The 10,930-nt window shown below is 69.0% G+C and carries 11 protein-coding genes; 8 read left to right on the top strand and 3 right to left on the bottom strand.

The window, feature by feature from the left end:
* Window positions 1-6: 6 nt before the first annotated feature.
* Window positions 7-300, bottom strand: coding sequence for a DUF397 domain-containing protein (locus ACFYXB_RS34710; RefSeq protein ID WP_351361870.1), 294 nt, complete (start codon window positions 298-300; stop codon window positions 7-9).
* A gap of 271 nt (window positions 301-571) precedes the next feature.
* On the opposite strand from ACFYXB_RS34710, the gene rpsO reads away from it, so the two are divergent.
* From rpsO to ACFYXB_RS34685, 5 genes are all read left to right on the top strand, one after another.
* Window positions 572-859, top strand: coding sequence for a 30S ribosomal protein S15 (gene rpsO / locus ACFYXB_RS34705; RefSeq protein WP_351361873.1), 288 nt, complete (start codon window positions 572-574; stop codon window positions 857-859).
* Window positions 860-1,170: 311 nt separating this feature from the next.
* The gene (locus ACFYXB_RS34700) at window positions 1,171-3,414 is read left to right on the top strand and encodes a polyribonucleotide nucleotidyltransferase (protein ID WP_351361876.1); all 2,244 of its coding nucleotides are present in this window, start codon (window positions 1,171-1,173) and stop codon (window positions 3,412-3,414) included.
* Entirely contained in the window at window positions 3,411-4,790 is a 1,380-nt protein-coding gene (locus ACFYXB_RS34695; protein ID WP_351361878.1) for a pitrilysin family protein, read from the top strand. Before ACFYXB_RS34700 ends, ACFYXB_RS34695 begins: the two co-directional genes overlap by 4 nt.
* Before the next feature lie 26 nt (window positions 4,791-4,816).
* A complete protein-coding gene (dapB, locus tag ACFYXB_RS34690; RefSeq protein WP_389589034.1) occupies window positions 4,817-5,569 on the top strand; it encodes a 4-hydroxy-tetrahydrodipicolinate reductase in 753 nt (250 codons plus the stop codon).
* Window positions 5,570-5,577: 8 nt separating this feature from the next.
* Window positions 5,578-6,030, top strand: coding sequence for a hypothetical protein (locus ACFYXB_RS34685; RefSeq protein WP_351361884.1), 453 nt, complete (start codon window positions 5,578-5,580; stop codon window positions 6,028-6,030).
* An 89-nt stretch (window positions 6,031-6,119) separates the two neighbouring features.
* On the opposite strand, the gene ACFYXB_RS34680 is transcribed toward ACFYXB_RS34685, so the two are convergent.
* Entirely contained in the window at window positions 6,120-6,674 is a 555-nt protein-coding gene (locus ACFYXB_RS34680) for a hypothetical protein (RefSeq protein WP_389589033.1), read from the bottom strand.
* A 90-nt stretch (window positions 6,675-6,764) separates the two neighbouring features.
* Window positions 6,765-6,947: a hypothetical protein gene (locus ACFYXB_RS34675; RefSeq protein ID WP_389589032.1), complete on the bottom strand. Its 183-nt coding sequence runs from the start codon at window positions 6,945-6,947 to the stop codon at window positions 6,765-6,767.
* Between the two features lie 173 nt (window positions 6,948-7,120).
* On the opposite strand from ACFYXB_RS34675, the gene thyX reads away from it, so the two are divergent.
* The 3 genes from thyX (at window position 7,121) to ACFYXB_RS34660 (ending at window position 10,795) form a co-directional block, all read left to right on the top strand.
* Window positions 7,121-7,855, top strand: a complete 735-nt coding sequence (thyX, locus tag ACFYXB_RS34670; RefSeq protein ID WP_351361893.1) for an FAD-dependent thymidylate synthase — start codon at window positions 7,121-7,123, stop codon at window positions 7,853-7,855.
* Window positions 7,856-8,066: 211 nt separating this feature from the next.
* Window positions 8,067-8,966, top strand: coding sequence for a 4-hydroxy-tetrahydrodipicolinate synthase (gene dapA, locus ACFYXB_RS34665; protein WP_351361896.1), 900 nt, complete (start codon window positions 8,067-8,069; stop codon window positions 8,964-8,966).
* A gap of 143 nt (window positions 8,967-9,109) precedes the next feature.
* Complete coding sequence (locus ACFYXB_RS34660; RefSeq protein ID WP_351361899.1) at window positions 9,110-10,795, top strand: ribonuclease J; 1,686 nt, start codon at window positions 9,110-9,112, stop codon at window positions 10,793-10,795.
* Window positions 10,796-10,930: the final 135 nt, after the last annotated feature.

The raw sequence follows: 10,930 nt of genomic DNA, 5'->3' as shown, positions 1-10,930 counted from the left end.
CCCCGCTCACTCGGCCGGGAGCCCCCTGTTGTGCGGCGCCGTCTCCAGGTCGAACTCCCCGTCCCGCGCCCCGAGCACGAACGCCCGCCACTCCGCCTCCGTGTACCGCAGCACCGTGCCGGGGTCCAGGGACGACCGCATGGCCACCGCCCCGTCCGGCAGATACGCGATCTCGACCCGCTCCTCGTGCTCCTCGGCGCCGGGCGCGCAGTGCCACTCGACGTCCGAGATGTCGAGCGCGTACAGCTCGTCCCGTTCGCGCTCCTTGCGCGCCTTGATCTCCTCCGCCGTCTCCGCCATGCCGCAGCGACCCCTTCCCGGCCTACACCATTGATCCGAGCAATCACCCTATTGACCCGGCGGGCGTCGGTGTAGCGCTTCGGCCACCGTGGCAAGGGTGCCCACCTCTGCCTGGTACCCTGAGTGACGGCCGTTTGTGTACGCACCCCTGGAGCCCCCCACGGGCCCTGGAGGCCGCGCCCAGCGGATCCCCGCCTCCCGAGTAACGGAAGCTCCCCCGCGATGTAGACCGGGGGCACTCGGTGGCATCTACAGACCATGAGGAGTACGCGTGTCGCTCGACGCCGCTACGAAGAAGCAGATCATCGGCGAGTTCGGTACCAAGGATGGTGACACCGGCTCCCCCGAGGTCCAGGTCGCTCTGCTGTCCCGTCGGATCTCCGACCTGACCGAGCACCTCAAGACCCACAAGCACGACCACCACTCCCGCCGTGGTCTGCTGATCCTGGTCGGTCAGCGTCGCCGCCTGCTGCAGTACCTGGCCAAGAAGGACATCCAGCGCTTCCGTGTGCTGGTCGACCGCCTCGGCATCCGTCGCGGTGCGGCGGGCGCCAAGTAACACGCCATGAAGGGAGCGGGTCCCGAAACGATCGGGGGCCGCTCCCTTTGCCGTACGTGCGGAAACGTGCGGAGTGTCACTCACGCTTTGTAGTGTGGTAGCACAACGCATTACGCACGACACGGAACACGTACGACACAGAACGAGGAGAAGCGCGCCTCGCCGCCGCCGGTCCTCGGTAGTGGCCCCCGGGGGGAAGCGAGCCCCGGGTGCTTCGATCGAAGACCGGCCCGCACCGCACGGAGCGCCTCTCCGCAACCGTCCCCCTGCCACACGGGCAGCCCAGGGACGAAGACGAGGAGAAAACGCTAGTGGAGAACGAGACCCACTACGCCGAGGCCGTCATCGACAACGGCGCCTTCGGCACCCGTACGATCCGCTTCGAGACGGGCCGCCTGGCCAAGCAGGCCGCCGGTTCCGCCGTGGCGTACCTGGACGACGACACCATGGTGCTGTCGGCCACGACCGCCTCCAAGCAGCCCAAGGACCAGCTCGACTTCTTCCCGCTCACGGTGGACGTCGAGGAGCGGATGTACGCCGCCGGAAAGATCCCCGGCAGCTTCTTCCGCCGTGAGGGCCGTCCCTCCGAGGACGCCATCCTCACCTGCCGCCTCATCGACCGCCCCCTGCGCCCGTCCTTCAAGAAGGGCCTGCGCAACGAGATCCAGGTCGTCGCCACGATCATGGCGCTCAACCCCGACCACCTGTACGACGTCGTGGCGATCAACGCCGCGTCCGCGTCCACACAGCTGGCCGGTCTGCCCTTCTCCGGCCCGATCGGCGGCGTCCGCGTCGCGCTGATCCACGGCCAGTGGGTCGCGTTCCCGACGCACACCGAGCTCGAGGACGCCGTCTTCGACATGGTGGTCGCCGGCCGCGCCCTGGAGGACGGCGACGTCGCGATCATGATGGTCGAGGCCGAGGCCACCGACAAGACCATCCAGCTGGTCGCCGGCGGCTCCGAGGCGCCGACCGAGGAGGTCGTCGCCGCCGGTCTGGATGCCGCGAAGCCGTTCATCAAGGTCCTGTGCAAGGCCCAGGCCGATCTCGCCGCGAAGGCCGCGAAGCCGACCGCCGAGTTCGCGATCTTCCTCGACTACCAGGACGACGTCCTGGAGGCGCTGACCGCCGCGGTCCGCCCGGAGCTCGCCTCCGCGCTGACCATCGCCGGCAAGCAGGAGCGCGAGGCCGAGCTGGACCGCGTCAAGGGCCTCGCCGCCGAGAAGCTCCTGCCGGAGTTCGAGGGCCGCGAGAAGGAGATCTCCGCCGCGTACCGCTCGCTCACCAAGCAGCTGGTCCGTGAGCGCGTGATCAAGGAGAAGAAGCGCATCGACGGCCGCGGTGTCACCGACATCCGCACGCTGGCCGCCGAGGTCGAGGCCATCCCGCGCGTTCACGGTTCGGCCCTGTTCGAGCGTGGCGAGACCCAGATCCTGGGCGTCACCACCCTCAACATGCTCCGCATGGAGCAGCAGCTGGACACCCTCTCGCCGGTGACCCGCAAGCGCTACATGCACAACTACAACTTCCCGCCGTACTCCACCGGTGAGACCGGCCGCGTCGGCTCCCCGAAGCGCCGCGAGATCGGCCACGGCGCGCTCGCCGAGCGCGCCCTCGTGCCGGTGCTGCCGACGCGCGAGGAGTTCCCGTACGCGATCCGCCAGGTGTCCGAGGCCCTCGGCTCCAACGGTTCGACGTCCATGGGCTCGGTCTGTGCCTCCACCATGTCGCTGCTGAACGCCGGTGTGCCGCTGAAGGCCCCGGTCGCCGGTATCGCCATGGGTCTGATCTCCCAGGAGATCGACGGCGAGACGCACTACGTCACCCTCACCGACATCCTCGGTGCGGAGGACGCGTTCGGTGACATGGACTTCAAGGTCGCCGGCACCAAGGAGTTCGTGACCGCCCTCCAGCTCGACACCAAGCTGGACGGCATCCCGGCCTCCGTCCTGGCCGCGGCCCTCAAGCAGGCCCGCGACGCCCGCCTCCACATCCTCGACGTGATGATGGAAGCGATCGACAAGCCGGACGAGATGTCCCCGAACGCCCCGCGGATCATCACCGTCAAGATCCCCGTGGACAAGATCGGTGAGGTCATCGGCCCCAAGGGCAAGATGATCAACCAGATCCAGGAGGACACCGGCGCCGAGATCACCATCGAGGACGACGGCACGATCTACATCGGTGCCTCCGACGGCCCGGCCGCCGAGGCCGCCCGTGCCACGATCAACGGCATCGCCAACCCGACGATGCCCGAGGTCGGCGAGCGCTACCTCGGTACGGTCGTGAAGACGACCACCTTCGGTGCGTTCGTCTCCCTGCTGCCCGGCAAGGACGGTCTGCTGCACATCTCGCAGATCCGCAAGCTGGCCGGCGGCAAGCGCGTGGAGAACGTCGAGGACGTCCTCGGTGTGGGCCAGAAGGTCCAGGTCGAGATCGCCGAGATCGACTCCCGCGGCAAGCTCTCCCTCGTCCCCGTGATCGAGGGCGAAGCTGAGTCCGACAGCGACTCCGCCGCGGGCTCCGAAGACCAGAAGGACGACACCGACAAGTGACGTCGAGTAGCTCCACGACGACGGCCCGCACCTCTTCGGAGGCGCGGGCCGTCGCCCGTACCCAAACCCTCATCAAGGGCACCGGCGGCATCGGCACGGTCCGCAAGACCACCCTTCCGGGCGGCCTGCGCATCGTCACCGAGACCCTGCCCTCGGTCCGCTCGGCGACCTTCGGGATCTGGGCCCACGTCGGCTCCCGCGACGAGACCCCGGCCCTCAACGGTGCCACGCACTACCTGGAACACCTGCTCTTCAAGGGCACGTCGAGGCGCAGCGCCCTGGACATCTCCGCCGCCATAGACGCGGTCGGCGGCGAGATGAACGCGTTCACGGCGAAGGAGTACACGTGCTACTACGCGCGCGTGCTCGACACCGACCTGCCGCTCGCCATCGACGTCGTCTGCGACATGCTCACCGGCTCGCTGATCCTCGAGGACGACGTCAACGTCGAGCGCGGCGCCATCCTCGAAGAGATCGCGATGACCGAGGACGACCCGGGCGACTGTGTGCACGACCTGTTCGCGCACACCATGTTCGGCGATAACGCGCTCGGCCGCCCTGTCCTCGGCACGGTCGACACGGTCAACGCCCTCACCGCCGACCGCATCCGCCGCTTCTACAAGAAGCACTACGACCCCACGCATCTGGTCGTCGCGGCCGCCGGCAACATCGACCACAACAAGGTCGTACGCCAGGTCCGTGCCGCCTTCGAGAAGGCGGACGCGTTCAAGAACGGTGCGGCGACCCCCATCGCCCCGCGCGACGGCCGTCGTACGATCCGCACCGCGGGCCGCGTCGAACTCCTCGGGCGCAAGACCGAGCAGGCCCATGTCGTCCTCGGCATGCCCGGCCTGGCCCGCACGGACGACCGCCGCTGGGCCCTCGGCGTGCTCAACACGGCCCTCGGCGGCGGCATGTCCTCCCGCCTGTTCCAGGAGGTCAGGGAGAAGCGCGGCCTCGCCTACAGCGTGTACTCGTACACCTCCGGCTTCGCCGACTGCGGCCTGTTCGGCGTGTACGCGGGCTGCCGGCCCAGCCAGGTGCACGACGTGCTGAAGATCTGCCGCGACGAACTCGACCACGTGGCCGAACACGGCCTGTCCGACGACGAGATCGGCCGCGCGATAGGCCAGCTCCAGGGCTCCACCGTCCTCGGCCTCGAGGACACGGGTGCGCTGATGAACCGTATCGGCAAGAGCGAGCTGTGCTGGGGCGACCAGATGTCCGTCGACGACATGCTGGCTCGGATAGCGGTGGTGACCCCGGAAGAGGTCCGCTCCGTCGCCCACGACATCCTGGGGCAGCGCCCGTCGCTGTCGGTCATCGGCCCGCTCAAGGACAAGCAGGCCTCGCGGCTGCACGACGCCGTCGCCTGAACCCCCACCGGTTAGGAAGCAAGAAGATGAGCAAGCTGCGCGTGGCGGTCCTCGGTGCCAAGGGCCGGATCGGGTCCGAGGCGGTACGGGCGGTCGAGGCCGCCGAGGACATGGAGCTGGTGGCCGCCCTGGGCCGGGGCGACAAGCTCGAGACGCTCGCGGAGGCCGGCGCCCAGGTCGCCGTCGAACTGACCACGCCCGCCTCGGTGATGGGCAACCTCGACTTCTGCGTGCGCCACGGCATCCACGCGGTCGTCGGTACGACGGGCTGGACCGACGAGCGCCTCGCGCAGCTGACGGGCTGGCTCGCCCAGTCCCCGGAGACCGGCGTGCTCATCGCGCCGAACTTCTCCATCGGGGCCGTCCTCACGATGAAGTTCGCGCAGATCGCCGCGCCCTACTTCGAGTCCGTCGAGGTCGTCGAGCTGCACCACCCGAACAAGGTCGACGCCCCCTCCGGCACCGCCACGCGCACCGCCCAGCTCATTGCCGAGGCCCGCCGCGCCGCCGGCACCGCCCCGGCACCGGATGCCACGGTCACGGCCCTGGACGGCGCGCGCGGCGCCAGCGTCGACGGCGTCCCCGTCCACGCCGTCCGGCTGCGCGGCCTGCTCGCCCACCAGGAGGTGCTGCTTGGCGCCGAGGGCGAGACCCTCACCATCCGCCACGACTCCCTGCACCACAGCAGCTTCATGCCGGGCATCCTGCTCGGCGCGCGCCGCGTGGTGTCGACCCCGGGCCTGACCTTCGGCCTGGAACACTTCCTGGACCTGGGCTGACACACGACATGCGAGCCAAGCTCTCCTACGCCGTCACGGCCGCCGTCCTGGTCTTCTACTTCGTCCTGGTCGGCAGCCGCGGCGTCATGCTCATCCAGTCCGGCACGCTCCTGACCGTCACGTTCGGCGTGGCGGTGCTGATCCTGCCGGTGATCGGCCTGTGGTTCCTGTGGAAGAACACCCAGTTCGTCCACAGGGCCAACCGGCTCGCCGCCGAACTCGACGCCGAGGGCGGCCTGCCCGTCGATGAGCTGAAGCGCACCCCCGGTGGCCGCATCGACCGCGATTCGGCCGACGAGGTGTTCGCCAAGCGCAAGGCCGAGACCGAGGCGACCCCGGACGACTGGCGCAGCTGGTTCCGCCTCGCCGTCGCCTACCACGACGCCCGTGACACCCCACGCGCCCGTAAGGCCATGCAGCGCGCGATCGCCCTGCACGACGGCAAGCCCGTCCAGGCCTGAGCCGTACGCGTACGACGGAGCCGTACCGATACGCCGAAGGGGCCGGCCCGCACTGCGCGGACCGGCCCCCTTCGCGTTGCTCCGGGTGCTCAGCCGCGCCGGTACTCCGCCGCCCACGCCTCCACGGTGTCCGCCGCCCGGTCGAACGCCGAGACGCGCGCCAGGAAGTCGGCGTTGTGCGTCGTCAGCAGCGGAGGGGCGTCGCTGCCGCCACGGTTCTTCTGTACGAGCGTCAGCGCCTGCCCCTGCACCGTGCGCGGCAGGCCCAGCCAGCGCACCGGCTGCTGCACCGTGCGCACCGCGACGACCCGCTGCCAGGTCACCGTCTGCGTGATGAAGAAGCGAACGTGTCGCACACCGCGCTCGCTCACCCACACCCCCATGCGCAGCAGACGCAGCGCACAGGCGATGACGGCGAGCGCGAGGGCGAAGATCACGCCGGCGGAGGTCGACGAGCCGGCCAGACCGATGATGATGCCGGCGAACAGCACGAACGACGCGAGCAGCAACCAAAGGGCGGCCATGCCCACCCGACACGGTCCGGGGCGGTAGGGGCGCCGCCAGCGGGCGCGGTCGTCGTACGGCAGAGCGATGTCGTCGGCTGCCTCGAGGGAGCGGTCGGCCATCAGGAAGGGCAGGGGCACGGCTGGTCCTCACTCATTCCATGCATGGGCTGTGCCTGGTGAGGCTATCCGCCTGTGTCCCCGCTCACCACCCTCGGGGGTCCGGAAGGGTCAGTGCCCCTGGGAGGCCTGCGACTGCGGGGCCGGCGCGGTGGCGGGAGTCTTCAGCGCCGGCATACCGAGGACCAGCGAGCCGACGAGCCCGGCCACGATGGTCAGCCCCAGCAGCCAGCGCCCGGCTATCTGACCGGCGGACGCCCGCTCATGGGGCGGGGGAGTGATATTGCCGTACATCGGGGGCGAGTCTCCCTTCGGGGATCGAATGGGTGAGGTTCACCCACACAGACGTACGAGTGTCGCAAAAGGTGCCCATATCCGGAAAACGACGCCGTGCAGCTGCTGGGTCGGCCCTGCCCGGAGCCCCGTAGAGTGGGCGCGAAACACAGATGTGATGGGAAGGACCCTTCGTGACCTCCGGCGACGACTCCAAGCCGCTCCTGCGTAGCGATGTCACCGTTGAGCTGGTGAAATCCAGCGCCTCGGACTCAGACGTCCTGTTCGCTGCCCGTGTCTCGACCGTCGGGGAGCAGTCCCTGGAGGAGCTTCAGAAGGACCCCGAACGCTCCAAGGGCCTCATCAACTACCTGATGCGGGACCGTCACGGCAGCCCCTTCGAGCACAACTCCATGACGTTCTTCATCAGCGCCCCGATCTTCGTCTTCCGCGAGTTCATGCGGCACCGCGTGGGCTGGTCGTACAACGAGGAGTCGGGCCGGTACAGGGAACTGCAGCCGGTCTTCTACGTCCCCGACGAGTCCCGCAAGCTCGTGCAGGAGGGCCGCCCCGGCAAGTACGTCTTCGTGGAGGGAACGCCGACGCAGCACGCCACGGTGCGCGACGTCCTGGACGAGTCCTACCAACAGGCCTACGCGGCGTACCAGAAGCTGCTCGCCGAGGGTGTCGCCCGCGAGGTGGCCCGCGCCGCCCTCCCCGTCGGCCTGTACTCCTCGATGTACGCCACCTGCAACGCCCGCTCCCTGATGCACTTCCTCGGGCTGCGCACCCAGCACGAGCTCGCCAAGGTGCCGTCCTTCCCGCAGCGGGAGATCGAGATGGTCGGCGAGAAGATGGAGGCCGAGTGGGCCAGGCTCATGCCGCTCACCCACGCCGCCTTCAACGCCAACGGCCGTGTCGCACCGTGACGAAGGCTTGCTCTCCGGCCCGGCACAGATGTGCGCAACAGCCTGGTGAAGTGTCCGTATTGCGGCATTTGGAGAAGTTCGTCTAGCCTGAACAAACGGACCCGGCACTGCTTGAACCCCCGAGCAGGCAGTGCCGGGCTCCGCATTTGTCAGGATTTTCCCCGCACCCCGAGGGCAGCCCCCGCATTGAGCAGCGAGTAGCGTGTTACCCATGGCACCGACCACCACTCCGCAGATCCCCTTCGGGCGGGTCCTCACCGCCATGGTCACGCCCTTCACGGCGGACGGCGCGCTCGACCTCGACGGCGCGCAGCGGCTCGCCACCCACCTGGTGGACGCAGGCAACGACGGCCTGATCGTCAACGGCACCACCGGTGAGTCGCCCACCACCAGCGACGCGGAGAAATCGGACCTCGTACGAGCGGTTCTGGAGGCGGTCGGCGACCGGGCCCACATCGTGGCCGGCGTCGGCACCAACAACACGCACCACAGCATCGAACTGGCCCGCGCAGCCGAGAAGGCCGGCGCACACGGCCTCCTGGTCGTCACCCCGTACTACAACAAGCCCCCGCAGGAGGGCCTGTACCGGCACTTCACGGCCGTCGCCGACGCCGCCGAGCTGCCGATCATGCTCTACGACATCCCTGGTCGCAGCGGCGTCCCCATCAACACGGAGACCCTGGTCCGCCTCGCGGAGCACCCGAGGATCGTCGCCAACAAGGACGCCAAGGGCGACCTCGGCCGCGCGAGCTGGGCCATCGCCCAGTCCGGCCTGGCCTGGTACTCCGGCGACGACATGCTCAACCTTCCCTTGCTCTCCGTGGGCGCGGTCGGCTTCGTGTCGGTGGTCGGCCATGTGGTCACCCCCGACCTGCGGGCCCTCGTCGAGGCCTTCACCTCCGGCGACGTCCAGAAGGCGACCGAGATCCACCAGAAGCTGCTCCCCGTCTACACGGGCATGTTCCGCACCCAGGGCGTCATGACCACGAAGGCCGCGCTCGCCCTCCAGGGACTGCCCGGCGGGCCGCTGCGCGCACCCATGGTCGAGTGTTCGGCCGAGGAGATCGCCCAGCTCAAGATCGATCTTGCTGCCGGCGGGGTACAGCTCTGACAACAGACTTGGCACAACCCGAGCTTCACAACTGAATAGGCGGGCACCGGTGCCCGCACCACACAACGACAATTGCTTCTGCACGAACGTCATGCGCGCCACGTGCCCCACCGGTACGTGGCGCGTGTGGTGAGGAGAGTCTTTTGAGTCATCCGCATCCTGAACTCGGCTCGCCCCCGCCGCTCCCCGAAGGCGGCCTGCGGGTCACCCCGCTCGGCGGCCTCGGCGAGATCGGCCGCAACATGACGGTCTTCGAATACGGCGGCCGCCTGCTCATCGTCGACTGCGGAGTGCTGTTCCCCGAGGAGGAGCAGCCCGGAATCGACCTGATCCTGCCGGACTTCTCGTCCATCCGGGACCGCCTCGACGACATCGAGGGCATCGTCCTCACGCATGGCCACGAGGACCACATCGGCGCCGTCCCCTTCCTCCTGCGGGAGAAGGCGGACATCCCCCTGATCGGTTCCAAGCTGACCCTCGCGCTCATCGAAGCGAAGCTCCAGGAGCACCGGATCCGCCCGTACACCCTCGAGGTGGCCGAGGGACACCGCGAGCGCATCGGCCCCTTCGACTGCGAGTTCATCGCCGTCAACCACTCCATCCCCGACGCCCTCGCGGTCGCCATCCGTACCCCTGCGGGCATGGTGGTCCACACCGGCGACTTCAAGATGGATCAGCTCCCGCTGGACAATCGCCTCACGGATCTGCACGCGTTCGCCCGCCTGAGCGAGGAGGGGATCGACCTCCTCCTCACCGACTCGACGAACGCCGAGGTTCCCGGCTTCACCGCGCACGAGCGTGACATCTCCGGCGTCCTGCGTCAGGTCTTCGCGGGCGCCCGCAAGCGGATCATCGTGGCGAGCTTCGCCAGCCACGTCCACCGCATCCAGCAGGTCCTGGACGCGGCGCACGAGTACGGCCGCCGGGTCGCCTTCGTCGGCCGCTCCATGGTCCGCAACATGGGCATCGCCCGGGACCTGGGCTACCTCAAGGTCCCGCCGGGACTGGTCGTGGACGTCAAGACCCTCGACGACCTCCCGGACGACGAGGTGGTCCTGGTCTGCACGGGCTCCCAGGGCGAACCGATGGCAGCCCTGTCCCGCATGGCCAACCGCGACCACCAGATCCGCATCGTCGACGGCGACACGGTGATCCTGGCCTCGTCGCTGATCCCCGGCAACGAGAACGCGGTGTACCGCGTCATCAACGGCCTGACCCGCTGGGGCGCGAACGTCATCCACAAGGGCAACGCCAAGGTGCACGTCTCGGGCCACGCGTCCGCGGGCGAGCTGCTGTACTTCTACAACATCTGCCGGCCGAAGAATCTGATGCCGGTGCACGGCGAATGGCGCCACCTGCGGGCCAACGCGGAACTCGGCGCGCTGACGGGTGTCCCGCACGACCGGATCGTGATCGCCGAGGACGGCGTCGTCGTCGACCTGGTCGAGGGCAAGGCCAAGATCTCCGGCAAGGTCCAGGCTGGTTATGTGTACGTCGACGGCCTCTCGGTCGGCGACGTCGGCGAGCCGGCGCTGAAGGACCGCAAGATCCTCGGCGACGAGGGCATCATCTCGGTCTTCGTGGTCATCGACTCCTCCACCGGCAAGATCACGGGTGGCCCGTACGTCCAGGCCCGCGGCTCCGGCATCGAGGACTCGGCGTTCGCGGAGGTCCTCCCGAAGATCAACGAAGCGCTCGAGCGCTCCGCACAGGACGGCGTGGTGGAACCCCACCAGCTGCAGCAACTCATCCGGCGCACCCTCGGCAAGTGGGTCTCGGACACCTATCGGCGCAGGCCGATGATCCTCCCGGTCGTCGTGGAGGTCTGACCGCGTACGACCCCTCGTCCGCGTGAACCTGGAGCGGGGGGGGGCCCCGGTGTAAGGCGGGCCCCCCCCCCCGAACCTTTAAGCAGCACCCGCAACGCGGCGTGGGGGCGCCCCCAGAGGGAGCGGGGCCGCCCG

The organism is Streptomyces sp. NPDC002619, from assembly GCF_042889305.1.
Taxonomy (GTDB): domain Bacteria; phylum Actinomycetota; class Actinomycetes; order Streptomycetales; family Streptomycetaceae; genus Streptomyces.
The sequence above is the reverse complement of the archived record's forward strand: the minus strand, read 5'-3'. Positions and strand labels throughout refer to the sequence as shown.